This is a genomic window from Mesorhizobium sp. M7D.F.Ca.US.004.03.1.1, from assembly GCF_003998635.1.
In the GTDB taxonomy this organism is placed as follows: Bacteria; Pseudomonadota; Alphaproteobacteria; order Rhizobiales; family Rhizobiaceae; genus Mesorhizobium; species Mesorhizobium loti.
The window spans coordinates 1-13,228 of record NZ_RZQG01000072.1 but is presented as its reverse complement, the minus strand read 5'-3'; the positions used below and the strand labels follow the sequence as shown (position 1 = coordinate 13,228).

At 63.0% G+C, this 13,228-nt stretch carries 16 protein-coding genes; 10 read left to right on the top strand and 6 right to left on the bottom strand.

The window, feature by feature from the left end; genetic code table 11:
* The 5 genes from EN935_RS07190 to ppa all read left to right on the top strand — a co-directional run.
* Positions 1-682: YgcG family protein (locus tag EN935_RS07190; protein ID WP_164771036.1), on the top strand; the 682-nt coding region annotated here is incomplete at its 5' end.
* Positions 683-686: 4 nt separating this feature from the next.
* The gene (locus EN935_RS07185; protein ID WP_127263273.1) at positions 687-1,556 is read left to right on the top strand and encodes a YgcG family protein; all 870 of its coding nucleotides are present in this window, start codon (positions 687-689) and stop codon (positions 1,554-1,556) included.
* A gap of 9 nt (positions 1,557-1,565) precedes the next feature.
* On the top strand, positions 1,566-2,204 hold the full coding sequence (locus EN935_RS07180) for a TPM domain-containing protein (protein ID WP_127263274.1): 639 nt from the start codon (positions 1,566-1,568) through the stop codon (positions 2,202-2,204).
* Between the two features lie 119 nt (positions 2,205-2,323).
* Entirely contained in the window at positions 2,324-2,830 is a 507-nt protein-coding gene (locus tag EN935_RS07175; protein WP_109664278.1) for a GNAT family N-acetyltransferase, read from the top strand.
* Positions 2,831-2,941: 111 nt separating this feature from the next.
* Positions 2,942-3,475, top strand: a complete 534-nt coding sequence (gene ppa, locus EN935_RS07170) for an inorganic diphosphatase (RefSeq protein WP_109664283.1) — start codon at positions 2,942-2,944, stop codon at positions 3,473-3,475.
* 3 nt (positions 3,476-3,478) lie between these two features.
* On the opposite strand, the gene EN935_RS07165 is transcribed toward ppa, so the two are convergent.
* The gene (locus EN935_RS07165; protein WP_127263275.1) at positions 3,479-4,072 is read right to left on the bottom strand and encodes a hypothetical protein; all 594 of its coding nucleotides are present in this window, start codon (positions 4,070-4,072) and stop codon (positions 3,479-3,481) included.
* A gap of 44 nt (positions 4,073-4,116) precedes the next feature.
* Positions 4,117-4,734, bottom strand: a complete 618-nt coding sequence (locus tag EN935_RS07160; protein ID WP_109664286.1) for a TetR/AcrR family transcriptional regulator — start codon at positions 4,732-4,734, stop codon at positions 4,117-4,119.
* Positions 4,735-4,807: 73 nt separating this feature from the next.
* Here EN935_RS07160 and EN935_RS07155 point away from each other — a divergent pair, with 73 nt between their 5' ends.
* Together EN935_RS07155 and EN935_RS07150 are read left to right on the top strand one after the other, a co-directional pair.
* A complete protein-coding gene (locus EN935_RS07155; protein ID WP_109664290.1) occupies positions 4,808-6,091 on the top strand; it encodes an MFS transporter in 1,284 nt (427 codons plus the stop codon).
* A gap of 112 nt (positions 6,092-6,203) precedes the next feature.
* Positions 6,204-7,778, top strand: a complete 1,575-nt coding sequence (locus EN935_RS07150; protein ID WP_127263276.1) for an alkaline phosphatase — start codon at positions 6,204-6,206, stop codon at positions 7,776-7,778.
* A 48-nt stretch (positions 7,779-7,826) separates the two neighbouring features.
* Here EN935_RS07150 and EN935_RS07145 read toward each other — a convergent pair whose 3' ends face one another.
* On the bottom strand, positions 7,827-8,108 hold the full coding sequence (locus EN935_RS07145; protein WP_245468744.1) for a hypothetical protein: 282 nt from the start codon (positions 8,106-8,108) through the stop codon (positions 7,827-7,829).
* A 197-nt stretch (positions 8,109-8,305) separates the two neighbouring features.
* On the opposite strand from EN935_RS07145, the gene typA reads away from it, so the two are divergent.
* Positions 8,306-10,135, top strand: coding sequence for a translational GTPase TypA (gene typA / locus EN935_RS07140; protein ID WP_109664297.1), 1,830 nt, complete (start codon positions 8,306-8,308; stop codon positions 10,133-10,135).
* A 61-nt stretch (positions 10,136-10,196) separates the two neighbouring features.
* Here the strand turns inward: typA and EN935_RS07135 are convergent, their stop codons facing one another.
* Positions 10,197-10,823, bottom strand: coding sequence for a DUF1062 domain-containing protein (locus EN935_RS07135; RefSeq protein WP_127263277.1), 627 nt, complete (start codon positions 10,821-10,823; stop codon positions 10,197-10,199).
* A gap of 394 nt (positions 10,824-11,217) precedes the next feature.
* Between EN935_RS07135 and EN935_RS07130 the strand changes: the two genes are divergently transcribed.
* Positions 11,218-11,832, top strand: a complete 615-nt coding sequence (locus EN935_RS07130) for a LysE family translocator (RefSeq protein ID WP_126066811.1) — start codon at positions 11,218-11,220, stop codon at positions 11,830-11,832.
* Positions 11,833-11,841: 9 nt separating this feature from the next.
* Here the strand turns inward: EN935_RS07130 and EN935_RS07125 are convergent, their stop codons facing one another.
* Together EN935_RS07125 and EN935_RS07120 are read right to left on the bottom strand one after the other, a co-directional pair.
* Complete coding sequence (locus EN935_RS07125; protein ID WP_127262914.1) at positions 11,842-12,168, bottom strand: YciI family protein; 327 nt, start codon at positions 12,166-12,168, stop codon at positions 11,842-11,844.
* Positions 12,169-12,304: 136 nt separating this feature from the next.
* Positions 12,305-12,868 carry a peroxidase-related enzyme gene (locus EN935_RS07120; RefSeq protein ID WP_109664308.1) on the bottom strand — a complete coding sequence of 188 codons (564 nt, stop codon included), beginning with the start codon at positions 12,866-12,868 and terminating at the stop codon, positions 12,305-12,307.
* Between the two features lie 135 nt (positions 12,869-13,003).
* On the opposite strand from EN935_RS07120, the gene EN935_RS07115 reads away from it, so the two are divergent.
* Positions 13,004-13,228 (top strand): hypothetical protein (locus EN935_RS07115; protein WP_164771035.1); only part of this gene is annotated, 225 nt, incomplete at its 3' end.

Here is a 13,228-nt window from a genome sequence, read left to right as displayed (position 1 = left end):
GACCAAGGCGGCGCTAACGCAGAAGCTCGCCGACTTCGAGACAAAAGGTTCCGACCAGATCGTCGTCGCGACGATCTCAAGCCTCGATGGCGAGGAGATCGAGCCCTACGCCAACCGGCTGTTCCGCTTCTGGAAACTCGGCCAGGCGAAGGAAAACAACGGCGTCCTGCTGCTGGTTGCCCCGAACGACCGCAAGATGCGCATCGAGGTCGGCTACGGTCTGGAAGGCACGCTGACCGACCTGCACACCAAGCTGATCATCGAAAACGACATGGTGCCGGCCTTCCGCGCCGGCGATTTTTCAGGCGGCATCAGTAAGGCCGTCGACGACATGATCATGGTGCTGGAAGGCAATCCGGAGGAGCTGGAGGCGCGCGGCGAGCGCAACAAGCAGGCGCCCTTCAATTCCGACGACCTGTTCTTCGCCGTCTTCATCAGCATCTGGGCGATCATCTTCTTCGGCAGCATCGCGGTCTCCGTCCTGCCGCCGATCTTCGGCCAGAAGCTCGGTCCCGGCCGCTACCGCTGGCTCGGCATGACCTTCGAACCGAGCCGGCGATCCTCCGGCGGCGGCTGGTCGTCGGGAAGTTCCGGCGGCGGCTGGTCTTCGGGTGGCGGCGGTGGCGGCTTTTCCGGCGGTGGCGGCTCGTCCGGCGGCGGCGGCTCGTCGGGAAGCTGGTGACGGCATGACGATACGCACCATCAGACTGTCGAGACCCGGCCGTTTCGCTCCTGCTGTTGTGATGGCTGTGGCCGTGCTGTTCGCCTGCTTCTTGGCTTTTGCCGCCGACCTGCCCGCGCTGACCGGCCGTGTCGTCGACAATGCCGGCATCATCGATGCCGCGACCAAGGTGGCGCTGACGCAGAAGCTCGCCGACTTCGAGACGAAAGGCTCCGACCAGATCGTCGTCGCGACGATCCCCAGCCTCGACGGCGAGGAGATCGAGCCCTACGCCAACCGGCTGTTCCGCTTCTGGAAACTCGGCCAGGCCGGCGAAAACAACGGCGTGCTGCTGCTGGTGGCGAAGAACGACCGCAAGATGCGCATAGAGGTCGGCTATGGGCTGGAAGGCACGCTGACCGATCTGCACACCAAGCTGATCATCGAAAACGACATGGTGCCGGCCTTCCGCGCCGGCGATTTTTCAGGCGGCATAGCCAAGGCCGTCGACGATATGGTCATGGTGCTGGAAGGCAATCCGGAAGAACTGGAAGCGCGGGGCAAGCGCAATCCCGCCGATGACAGTACCTCCATCGCCCCCATCGTCGCGGTGTTCCTGATCGTGTGGGGGACATTGTTCTTCGGCGGCCTGGCGATGGCGTTCCTGCCGCCGATGTTCGGCACAAAGCTGTCGCCGGGCGTGTACAAATGGCTGGGCATGACGTTTCGTTACGGCCACGGGCCGGGCGGCGCCTGGGTATCGGGTTCGTCATCGGGCAGCGGCTGGTCGTCGGGGAGTTCCGGCGGCAGTTGGTCTTCGGGGTCAAGCAGCGGTGGCGGGTTTTCCGGCGGCGGCGGCTCATCGGGTGGTGGCGGTTCTTCAGGAGGCTGGTGAGACAAGATCATGGCAACACGACCGATCAGCCCGCAGGATCATGAGCGCATCGCCACCGCGATCCGCGCCGCCGAATCGAAAACCGACGGCGAAATCTACTGCGTCGTGGCGCATGCCAGCGACGGTTATTTCTTCCCGGCCGCCTTCATGGCGACCGTAGGCATGCTGATCGTCAGCCTGGCCGTCGGCTACGGGCTGGAGGCCTGGTGGCTGTCGATCCGGTTGCCGCACTTCGTCGTCGCCCAGCTCCTGGCGCTGGCCTGCGTGCTGGCCTTGTTGTGGGTGCTGCCTGGCCTGCGCATCCATCTGGTGCCGAGGCGGCTGCGCTATCAGGCGGCGCACGCCAATGCGATCAAGCAGTTCCTTGCCCGCAATGTCCACCGCACCATGGCGCGCACCGGTGTGCTGGTCTTCGTCTCGATCACTGAGCGCTATGCCGAAGTGGTCGCCGACTCGGGCATCGACGCCAAGGTCGGCCAGCATGTCTGGGATGGCGTCGTGCGCGATCTGACCGCGCATGCCGGCGCCGACCGGCTTGCAGACGGCTTCGTCAAGGCGATCGAGCAGGTGGGCGCGGTGCTCACCGAGCATTTCCCGGTCACGGCGGGCGACAGCAACGAGCTGGACGATCATCTCGTAGAGATTTGAGGCCTTTCCACAGAGGCGTCGAAGGCCTCTCACCGAGGCGATGATCGCCTGTGAGAAAGCGGTCGGCGGGGCGTCCGGACTCTTGCAATCGGGCGATGCGGGTTTATGGTTAACAAATCATGAATACGCTGACGATCGACATCCGGAAAGCCGACCCGCGCGATGCCAGTGCCATCGCCGAGGTGCATCTGGAGGCCTGGCGCGGCGCCTATTCCGGCATCATTCCGCACCGTACTCTGACATCGATGATCAACCGTCGTGGCGCCGACTGGTGGGCGAACGCGATTCGCCGCGCCGCCACGGTTCTGGTGGTCGAGATAGGCGGTAAGATCGCCGGCTATGCGACGATCGGCAAGAACCGCGCCCGTGAACTGCGCCAGCAGGGCGAAATCTACGAATTGTACCTGCGCCCGGAATATCAGGGCATCGGGCTTGGCAGCCGCCTGTTCGCGGCAGCCAGGGCGCGTCTGGCCGATCACGGGCTAAAAGGCATGGTGGTGTGGGCGCTGGAAGACAACCAGAACGCGCTTGCCTTCTATGCCGGCGCCGGCGGCCGCGATGTCGCCGAGGGCGTCGAGGTCTTCGAGCAGAAGGCGCTGAAGAAGGTCGCTTTCGTCTGGGAATGACAGACCGGCCTTTCGGCCCCCCGCGTCTTCCGATCGCACCAGCACCATTCGCCGCATTGCGCCGCGCGGCAGCGCCCGCTATCGATCTCTCATCAAAAGAGGGACAAAGCCATGCGCATCGAAGCCATAGCCATCGGAAAGAATCCGCCTGAGGACATCAACGTCATCATCGAGGTGCCGATCGGCGGCGAGCCGATCAAGTACGAGATGGACAAGGAAGCCGGCACGCTGTTCGTCGACCGCTTCCTGCACACCTCGATGCGCTACCCCGGCAATTACGGCTTCGTGCCGCACACGCTGTCGGGTGACGGCGATCCGATCGACGTGCTGGTCTGCAATACGCGCGCGCTGGTGCCCGGCTGCGTCATCAATGTCAGGCCGATCGGCGTGCTTGTGATGGAAGACAATGCCGGCCAGGACGAGAAGGTGATCGCCGTGCCGTCACCGAAGCTGACGCTGCGCTACGAAAACGTCACCGAATATACCCAACTGCCCGACATCACCCGCCAGCAGGTGCAGCACTTCTTCGAGCACTACAAGGATCTCGAGCCCGGCAAATGGGTCAAGATCGAAGGCTGGCACGATTCCAAATATGCCAAGAAGATGATCGTCGACGCGATCGAGCGGGCAAAGGCGGCTAAGTAGCGCTCAGTTATCGACCCGCCCAAAGGGCGGCACATTGCCGATGACGGTGTGCCGGTCCTTGCCGCAGGCGAAGGTGCGCGCCTTCTCGTCGGCGAGCTTGCGTGCCTGATCGTTGGCCTGTGGGTTGCCGGTGGCCAGCACCAGGCCAACGGTGCAGCCATCGCGGGCATCCATCTGTGCGACCTTGGCAACGAGCAGTACATCCGTCGATTTTTTCTCATCCTCGGGATTGCTGACCGTGCGGCGGTGGATGACCGCGAAGGGCACGGCCTTGTCGCCGGTCGTTTCGATGCGCCATTCGATCTTGCCACCGGATGAGTTGAAGGCGGAAAAACTCTCCCACGCTGACATCATGTCGTCGCCGGGCGGAAACCCGTAGAACAGCGACTCACGGTCGTCGTCATAGGCGATCAGCACGGGATAGCCGCGATAGCCGTAGCAGGCGAGATCGGCCCAGTCGCCGTCGCTTTCTCCGGCCTGCGCGTAGGTCACGCAGTCCTTCTTCGAGTCGAGATCGGTATAGGCGCTTGATATGTCGCCGGCATGGGCTGCCTGGCAGAGAACGGCGAGGGTGAGCGGAATCAGCAGGCTGCGCATCGCGGGCATCTCCGTTGGAGGCCATCGCAGCGTAGCGCCAAATGCTATTTCTTCAAGCTGGCTTCAATCAGCAGATCGGCGTTGCGTGCGACCGCCTGCGCCGGGCCGCCGAGCCCGAACAACTGGCCGCTGATATAGGCGCCCTCGATCAGCAGCAGCAGGCCGTCGCCCAGCGTGTCAGGGTCTTGCGCGCCCATCGCAACCGCCATGGCGCGCAGCCGGCGGCGCAGTTCCTGCTTGTTGGCCTCGCTGACCACGCGGGCCGGATGGCTGTGGTCGGGATATTCGACGGCCGCATTGGTCATGCCGCAGCCGCGATAGTCCGCCACTTGCGTGCGCTTGCCGATGCGGGTCAGGAACGCCTTGATCTGGGCGCGCGGGTCGCCGGGATGAGCGGCGACCGCCTCGTCGAAACGCTCCCAGTATTCGAGGTCGTATTGCCTGAGATAGGAAGCGGCCAGCTCATCCTTGGACGGAAAGCTGCGATAGAGGCTGGGCTTGGTGACGCCGGCGCGTTTGACGATCTCGTCGACGCCGATCGCCCTGATGCCGCGCCGGTAGAACAAGTCATACGCCACATCGAGGATCTTCTTGGCGGCTTTCGGCGGCGCCGACTCATGACCGTCGCTGATGGTCAGTTCAATATTTTTGTCCGTTGGCATCGCGTGACTCGATTGACAATGTTACCGATCGGTACGTATACATACTCCACCCTGCAACGTACCGGTCAGTAACATGATAGCTCAATCCCGCCCATTTGGCCAGCGCTACGCCTTCGTCGTGGTTGGCGTGATCTTCCTCTGCCTGCTGGTCGCGGCCGGCTTGCGCTCGGCGCCCGCCGTCATGATGCTGCCGCTGGAGAACAGTTTCGGCTGGCGGCGCGACGTCATCTCGCTGGCCGCCGGTGTCGGCATCCTGCTCTACGGTCTGACGGGGCCATTTGCCGCAGCCTTGATGGAGCGCATCGGACTGCGCCGCACGCTGCTGGCCTCGTTGGTGGTAATGTCGGGCTCTACCGCGCTCAGCCTGCTGATGACTAAGCCCTGGCACCTGTTCGTCACCTGGGGCGTGTTCTCGGGCATTGGTTCCGGCGCTGTCGCCAGCGTGCTTGGCGCCACCATCGTCAATCGCTGGTTCAAGACCAATCGCGGTCTTGTCATGGGATTGATGTCGGCCTCCAGCGCCTCCGGCATGCTGGTGTTCCTGCCGCTGATCGCCGCGTTGGCGCAGTCGGGCGGCTGGCAGCCGGTCGTCATTGCGGTCGCAATCGCCACTGCGGCTCTGATACCGCTGGTCTGGCTGCTGGTGCCGGAGCGGCCGGCTTCGATCGGCATGGTGCGCTACGGCGCCGAGGCCGACGACGTGCCGCCGACATCGCCAGCGTCGCAAGGCAATTTCCTCGCGCACACGCTCAACACGCTGCGCCGCGCCGCCGGCACAAGGGTGTTCTGGTATCTGTTCGCCACCTTCTTCGTCTGCGGCTTCACCACCAACGGCCTGGTCGGCACCCATCTGATCGCATTTTGCGGCGACATGGGCATTGGCGAGGTTCAGGCTGCCGGCCTGCTGTCGATGATGGGCATCTTCGACCTGATCGGCACGACATTGTCGGGCTGGCTTACCGACCGCTACGACCCGCGCAAGCTGCTCGGCGTCTATTACGGCATCCGTGGCCTGTCGCTGATCTATCTGCCCTATTCCGGCTTCTCGGCGACCAGCCTGATCATCTTCGCCGTGCTCTACGGCCTCGACTGGATCGCCACCGTGCCGCCGACGCTGAGGCTTGCCAATGAGGCGTTCGGCGATCGCAGCGGGCCGATCGTGTTCGGCTGGATCGTCGCCGGCCACCAGATCGGTGCGGCCACCGCCGCCGCCTTTGGTGGCACCATGCGCGAGTTGCAGGGCAATTACGAACTGGCCTTCCTGATTGCCGGCATGACGGCGATTGCCGCGGCGTGTATCTCGCTGCTGATCAACACCAGCCGTCCCGCCTTCGATCCCGAGCCCCAGGCCGCCTAGCCGGGGCCGGCCTTGCCGGTGCGTTGTCAGAAAAACTTCATCATCCCGAGATGCGCCTGAAACATTGACGCTGGACCTTGGTGGCACCGTTCAAGCCATCCAGGAGACAGCCGTGAACAAGCTCTCGATGACCCGCCGCGCCTTCGTCACCTCCGCCAGCGCCGCCGGCCTGGTTGGCGTCTCGAGCCTGGCGCTGCCCTATTATTCGCGCGCCAGTCAGCGGCCGGCCTTCACCCATGGCGTCCAGTCAGGCGATGTCGATGCAACCAGCGGCATGGTGTGGACGCGCACCGACCGCCCATCGCGCGTCATGTTCGAGGTGTCGTCGACTGAGAATTTCGCCAATGCGACACGCCTAGCACCGCTCGATACCTCGCCGGCCAGCGATTACACGGTCAAGCGGCTGCTCACCGACCTCGCTTCCGATCAGGACATCTTCTACCGCATGACGGCTGCCGACCTCGCCGACATCAACGCCGTTTCCGAGCCGATCACAGGTCGCTTCAGGACGGCGCCGGCTTCGAAGCGCGACGTCCGCTTTGCCTGGTCTGGCGACACCGCGGGACAGGGCTGGGGCATCGACGAGACCGGCATGAAGACCTACGCCACCATCGGCAAGCACACGCCCGACTTCTTCCTGCATTCTGGCGACACCATCTATGCCGACGGCGCCATGAAGGACGAGGTCGACCTGCCCGGCGGCGGCAAGTGGAAGAACGTCGTGCTGATCGACGGCAAGCGCAAGGTCGCCGAGACGCTGGACGAATACCGGGACCAGTGGAAATACAACATGATGGACAGGAACGTGCTCGGCCTGAGCGCCATCTGCCCGACCTTCTACCAGTGGGACGACCACGAGGTGCTCAACAACTGGTCGGACTCGAAGGACCTCAGCGCCGACAATCGCTACACGGAGAAATCCATCCACGTGCTGGCGGCCCGTGCGGCGCGCGCCTTCCATGAAATGACGACGATCCGCTACGAACCCTCGGAGCCCGGCCGCGTCTATCGCAAGATTGCCTATGGGCCGCTGCTCGACGTGTTCTTCCTCGACATGCGCTCCTATCGCGGGCCCAACGGTCCGGACATGCAAGATGAGATGACGCCGCAATCGCGCATGCTGGGCGAACAGCAGACGAAATGGCTGAAGCGCGAACTGGCGAATTCGAAGGCGACCTGGAAAATCATCGCCGCCGACATGCCGCTCGGCCTCGTCGTCTGGGACGATGGTACCAAGAAGGTCGGCGCCGAAGCGGTCAGCAATGGCGATAATGGCCTGCCAAAAGGGCGCGAGCTCGAGATCGCCGACCTGCTGCGCTTCATCAAGAATGCCGGCATCAGCAACACCGTCTGGCTGACCGCCGATGTGCATTACACGGCCGCGCACTACTACAACCCGGACAAGGCGCAGTTCCAGGAGTTCAACCCGTTCTGGGAATTCGTCTCAGGCCCGATCCACGCCGGCACGTTCGGTCCCAACGATTTCGACATGACGTTCGGCCCGGAGCTGAAGTTCATCAAGGCGCCGAGCGCCGAGCAAGGCCAGAACCTGCCGCCATCGGCTGGCCTGCAATTCTTCGGGCTGGTCGATATCAACGGCGCCAGCGAGCAGATGACCGTGCGGCTGATGGACCGCGACGACAACGAGCTCTACAAGGTGACGCTCGACCCGGTGCGGTCGGCGTAAGCGCGGTCGGTTGGAAAAGCGTGTCGCGCGCGCCATGCGCGCGGCATCTTAGTCCGGATAGCAGACCATCGGAATGTTCGGCCACACGGCACTGTCGCAGTTGGCGCTGACCTGCCGCTGCTTGAAGGCGGCGCTGACCGGGCCGGTCACCATCGGGTCGACGCCATCGGGTGCATCGGCAAAGGTCTGTTCGGCCGTCTGCGTGTCGGACTGCGCAACAGGGCGCACCTCGCGCAGCGACGCGGCCGACTGGGCGGCGTTGGCCGCCAGCAGGACGGCGAAGGCCGCAGACGCGATGAGCGGCCAAAATCGGTTGAGTTTATCGGTCATGACGTTCGAACTGCCCGGGCCCCGAAAGGTTCCCGCCTTGGTTAACAAAATCATCTCACACGCAGATGCTTAAGATTTGATGAGTATTTGGTGTCGCGCTTCCTCTTTCGCAACTGCGAAAAACCCTGTATGAGCCGCGCAACCGAAAGAGGCAGCGCCTTTTGGCCTGCTGCCTGCAACGCTTCCGAGACCAGAACATGAAAATCCGTAATATCGCGATCATCGCGCACGTCGACCATGGAAAAACCACCCTTGTCGACCAATTGCTCCGGCAATCCGGCTCCTTTCGCGACAATCAGCGCGTCGCCGAGCGCGCCATGGATTCCAACGACCTCGAAAAGGAACGCGGCATCACCATCCTTGCCAAGGCGACCTCGGTCGACTGGAAGGATACCCGCATCAATATCGTCGACACTCCCGGCCACGCCGATTTCGGGGGCGAGGTCGAGCGCATCCTGTCGATGGTCGATTCGGCCATCGTGCTGGTCGACGCCGCCGAAGGGCCGATGCCGCAGACCAAGTTCGTCGTCGGCAAGGCGCTCAAGGTCGGCCTGAAGCCGATCGTCGTCATCAACAAGATCGACCGTCCGGACGCCCGCCATGTCGAGGTGGTCAACGAAGTGTTCGACCTGTTTGCGGCGCTCGACGCCACCGACGAGCAGCTCGACTTCCCGATTCTGTACGGTTCAGGCCGTGACGGCTGGGTTTCGGAAAATCCGGAAGGCCCCAAGGATCAGGGCCTGGCGCCGCTGTTCGACCTGGTCATCAAGCATGTGCCGGCGCCGACCGTGCATCCCGGCCCGTTCCGCATGATCGGCACCATCCTGGAAGCCAATCCGTTCCTAGGCCGCATCATCACCGGCCGCATCGAGTCAGGCACGCTGAAGTCCAACCAGCCGGTCAAGGTGCTGCACCATGACGGCACGCTGGTCGAAACCGGCCGTATTTCCAAGATCCTCGCTTTCCGCGGTCTCGAACGCCAGCCGATCGAAGAAGCCCAGGCGGGCGACATCGTCGCCATTGCCGGCCTCTCGAAAGGCACCGTTGCCGACACGTTCTGCGATCCGGCGGTGAGCGAGCCGCTGCATGCGCAGCCGATCGATCCGCCGACCGTGACCATGTCGTTCCTGGTCAACGATTCGCCGCTGGCCGGCACCGAGGGCGACAAGGTGACCAGCCGCGTCATCCGCGACCGCCTGCTGCGCGAGGCCGAAGGCAATGTCGCGCTGAAGATCGAGGAATCGCCCGACAAGGATTCGTTCTTCGTCTCGGGCCGGGGCGAATTGCAGCTGGCCGTGCTGATCGAAACGATGCGCCGCGAAGGCTTTGAAATCGCCGTGTCGCGTCCGCGCGTCGTCATGCAGAAGGGCGAAAATGGCGACCTGCTCGAGCCGGTCGAGGAAGTCGTCATCGACGTTGATGAGGAACATGCCGGCATCGTCGTGCAGAAGATGTCGGAGCGCAAAGCGGAGATGGTCGAGCTGCGTCCGTCCGGCGGCAACCGCCAGCGCATCGTCTTCCACGCGCCGACGCGCGGCCTGATCGGCTACCAGTCGGAACTGTTGACCGACACGCGCGGCACCGCCGTGATGAACCGGCTGTTCCATGCCTATGAGCCCTACAAGGGCGAATTGCCGGGCCGCACCAACGGCGTGCTGATCTCCAACGAGCAGGGCGAGGCGGTGGCCTACGCCATGTGGAACCTGGAAGACCGCGGTCCGATGGTCATCGATCCCGGCGTCAAGGTCTATCAGGGCATGATCATCGGCATCCATTCCAGAGACAACGATCTCGAAGTGAACGTGCTCAAGGGCAAGAAGCTGACCAACATCCGCGCCGCCGGCAAGGACGAGGCGGTCAAGCTGACGCCGCCGATCCGCATGACGCTGGAGAAGGCCTTGGCCTGGATCCAGGACGACGAACTGGTCGAGGTGACGCCGAAGACAATCCGTCTGCGCAAGCTCTATCTCGACCCCAACGAGCGCAAGCGCTTCGAGAAGTCGGCCAAGGCGGTCGGCGCGGCGTAAGTTCGCCATTTTTCCAACAACCGAGAGGGGCGGAGCAAACCAGTGCTCCGCCCCTTTTCGTTCATCCACCGGCAGCTGAAATGATGGCTTCGCGGTCGGGTTCGCCGACGAGATCGATACGGATCGTCATGGCCTCGCGGGCCGGCTTGCGCAGGGCCCTCGCCCCGTCCCGGCCAAGGATCAGCAATCGCTTCTCCTCCAGCGCTTGAAGCCGTGATCGCGAGATGCCGAGTTCGCCGGCGAGCAAACGGTCGAGCCGCAGCGATGTCGGCATTTCGAGCCCAAGCTGGAGTTCCAACATAGTTGCGGTTTCCCTGGTGTCGCCGAGCCTGCGCTTGTGAACGGCGACATCGGGGAATTCCTCGACGCGCCCCACTTGATTTCGCAGCGCGATGACGTTGAAAGCATAACGCCGGGCGAGCGCCGGATCGTTGCTTTCCAGTGCTTGCAGCAGCGTCGGGTCGATGTCGCGGCGGTTGCAGCGCTCGAAAATGCCGAAATTCCAGAAATTGTCGCAGTCGACGCAGCGATAGATCAGCCACACGTCGATGCGTTTGCCGTTGGCGTTGACGCGGAATTTTCCGCTGCTGCAATAGGCTTTTACAGTGCCGCAGCGATTGCAGTTGATGAGCGGTCGAGGTGGGGTTTTGGGTACGATCGCCCAGTGGATGCGTAGAAGTCCAGACATGCCGATAAGCCCTTCCGTCGGGAAGTTCATCAGGTCGGCGATGTCGAGATGCCCATGCGGGCGCGGCGTGGCGGTCGCTTGCTATGATCGGAAATCAGATGTCACGGGCGGCAGCGCGCGACAACGGTTCAGCAGTGCCAAACCGGTCTCGAACCGCCGCCCAGAAGAACACATGAACATGAAAACAGACACCACGAATGCGGTGTCATGCCTTGTGTCGGGGGAGTTGACGAGACCGGTGGCTACGTAGGCAAAGTGAAGCTCAAAATTGTTTCGCGGCGGCCTTTCTAGCCGCGAGATACCGGACCGACAAGCGCCTTTTTGTCGGTGCTACCGCAGCCGAGCCACTTGCGCTAATGTCTGATATCGAAGGTTTTCAACAGAGACCCCGGCCATGCACCTCACCTCGCTCCTCATCTTCGCCGCCGCTCTTTTCGTTGCCGCCGGTTCACCCGGTCCGTCGATCGCGGCGCTCGTCGCGCGCGTCATCTCGAAAGGCTTTCGCGACGTGTTCCCGTTCCTGCTTGCCATGTGGATCGGCGAGGGGATCTGGCTGTCGCTGGCGGTGTTCGGGCTGGCCGTCGTGGCACAGACCTTCCATTTCGCCTTCGTCATCGTGAAATGGGTCGGCGTTGCCTACCTCGCCTACCTCGCCTGGAAGATGTGGACCGCCCCTGTCGATGCGAAAGAAGGCGAGATGCCGCGCGAGGATTCTCCGGCAAAGCTGTTCTTCGCCGGCATGGCGGTGACACTCGGCAACCCCAAGATCATGATGTTCTACCTGGCGCTGCTGCCGACCATCATCGACCTCGCTTCGGTCAGCATCGTCGGCTGGGTCGAGCTGACGGCGACCATGGCTGTGGTGCTGGTCGCCATCGATCTCGCCTGGGTGCTCGCTGCATCACAGGCGCGCAAGCTCCTGAAGAGCAGGCGCGCCATGAAGATCGCCAACCGCGTTAGCGCCACGACGATGGCCGGTGCGGCAGCGGCCATCGCGGCGCGGTCCTGAGCCGAAGCGTCAACCCATCATATTGATGATCGGCGCGATCTCGACGTTGCAGTTCGGCTCCGCCAGGATCGGACAGTCCCTGGCCTTGCTGGCAGCGTCGTCGATGTCCCTGGCCTCGATGATCGAGTAGCCGCCGGTCGGGTTGCTGCCGCCATTGTTCTTGATCTTGCCACCGGGCAAGACGCTCTTCGACATGCCAACCGGGTTGCCGCGGTCGACCACGGCCGAACCAAGCTTTGCGAACCAGCCTGTCCAGGCGTCCGTCATCGCCTTACGTTCCACCTCGGTCGTCGGCATCTTGCCCGAGCCGTGATAGACGTAGAGAAACTGTGCCATGTTCTCCTCCCTTGATGAGCGGCATCGAACCGGCATGCGGTCACGCCGCCTGCCGATCATCGGACCAAACCGGCAAACAAGCAACGAGAATGCGAAATTGCTAATATAACAGCGGCCTGGCCCCAGCCGCCGAACTTCACCGCGCCATGGCGTGGTATTCGTCGTTCGGCCGCATGTCGATCGCCGCGGCCACCCGGTTCGACATGTTGAAGAAGGCCGCGGTCGAGGCTATGTCCCAGATATCGCGGTCGGTGAAGCCAGCCTTACGCAGCGTGGCCCGGTCAGCCTCGACGACCTTCGCCGGCTCCTCCGTCAGCTTGGCGGCAAATTCGAGCATCGCCGCCTGCTTCGGCGAAAGATCGGCGGCGCGGAAATTCATCACCATCATCTCGCCAAGCGCCGGGTCGCCGGACAGCTGACGCACCGCCGCGCCATGCGCGGTCAGGCAATAATAGCAATGGTTGATCGAGGAGACGGCGACCGCGATCATCTCGCGTTCCAGCTTCGACAGGCCGGAATCACCCAGCATCAAATCGTTGTACATGTCGGTGAAGGCACGCAGCTTCTTGTCGTCGAAGGCGTAGGCGCGCAGCACGTTGGGAACCAGGCCGAGCTTCTCCTCGCATTTGGCGAAATAGGCTTTTGTCGCCTCGCTGAGCTCCGCCTGGCCAAGGTCAAGCGCGGTGATTTTGCCGGTCATGGGTCATTTCTCCTCGTTGCGCGGCATCTTGTCGCCGAATTCCGATATTTCTTTGCAAGCCGTCAAACCTTTGTCGCCAAACAGCGGTCATCTGCTACCATAGTCGTAAAAGCATTGACGGGAGGGAAGTGCGTCATGGCCAGCGTGAAATCCGCGAGCAAGCCGAAGAAAAAAGCCACGGCAGCGACAAAAGCGGAGGAAAGGCCAGCCAGGCTTGCCGACTATCTGCTCGCCCGCGCGCCGGCTGAAGACATCGCCACCTATGAAGCGGCCGACCTCGAACGCGCCGCCGATCTCGCTGGCAAGGCGATTGCCGTTCACAAAAAAGGCGAGTGCGTCGTTGCCGTCGATGCCGATTCC

What these genes read in the sequence shown, in the direction of transcription:
- ppa (WP_109664283.1), top strand. Translation starts at nt 2,942, where the DNA reads ATGCGCATCGAAGCCATAGCCATCGGAAAGAATCCGCCTGAGGACATC.
- EN935_RS07160 (WP_109664286.1), bottom strand. Translation starts at nt 4,734, where the DNA reads ATGCCAACGGACAAAAATATTGAACTGACCATCAGCGACGGTCATGAG.
- EN935_RS07175 (WP_109664278.1), top strand. Translation starts at nt 2,324, where the DNA reads ATGAATACGCTGACGATCGACATCCGGAAAGCCGACCCGCGCGATGCC.
- EN935_RS07120 (WP_109664308.1), bottom strand. Translation starts at nt 12,868, where the DNA reads ATGACCGGCAAAATCACCGCGCTTGACCTTGGCCAGGCGGAGCTCAGC.
- typA (WP_109664297.1), top strand. Translation starts at nt 8,306, where the DNA reads ATGAAAATCCGTAATATCGCGATCATCGCGCACGTCGACCATGGAAAA.
- EN935_RS07130 (WP_126066811.1), top strand. Translation starts at nt 11,218, where the DNA reads ATGCACCTCACCTCGCTCCTCATCTTCGCCGCCGCTCTTTTCGTTGCC.
- EN935_RS07135 (WP_127263277.1), bottom strand. Translation starts at nt 10,823, where the DNA reads ATGTCTGGACTTCTACGCATCCACTGGGCGATCGTACCCAAAACCCCA.
- EN935_RS07145 (WP_245468744.1), bottom strand. Translation starts at nt 8,108, where the DNA reads ATGACCGATAAACTCAACCGATTTTGGCCGCTCATCGCGTCTGCGGCC.
- EN935_RS07125 (WP_127262914.1), bottom strand. Translation starts at nt 12,168, where the DNA reads ATGGCACAGTTTCTCTACGTCTATCACGGCTCGGGCAAGATGCCGACG.
- EN935_RS07155 (WP_109664290.1), top strand. Translation starts at nt 4,808, where the DNA reads ATGATAGCTCAATCCCGCCCATTTGGCCAGCGCTACGCCTTCGTCGTG.
- EN935_RS07185 (WP_127263273.1), top strand. Translation starts at nt 687, where the DNA reads ATGACGATACGCACCATCAGACTGTCGAGACCCGGCCGTTTCGCTCCT.
- EN935_RS07165 (WP_127263275.1), bottom strand. Translation starts at nt 4,072, where the DNA reads ATGCGCAGCCTGCTGATTCCGCTCACCCTCGCCGTTCTCTGCCAGGCA.
- EN935_RS07180 (WP_127263274.1), top strand. Translation starts at nt 1,566, where the DNA reads ATGGCAACACGACCGATCAGCCCGCAGGATCATGAGCGCATCGCCACC.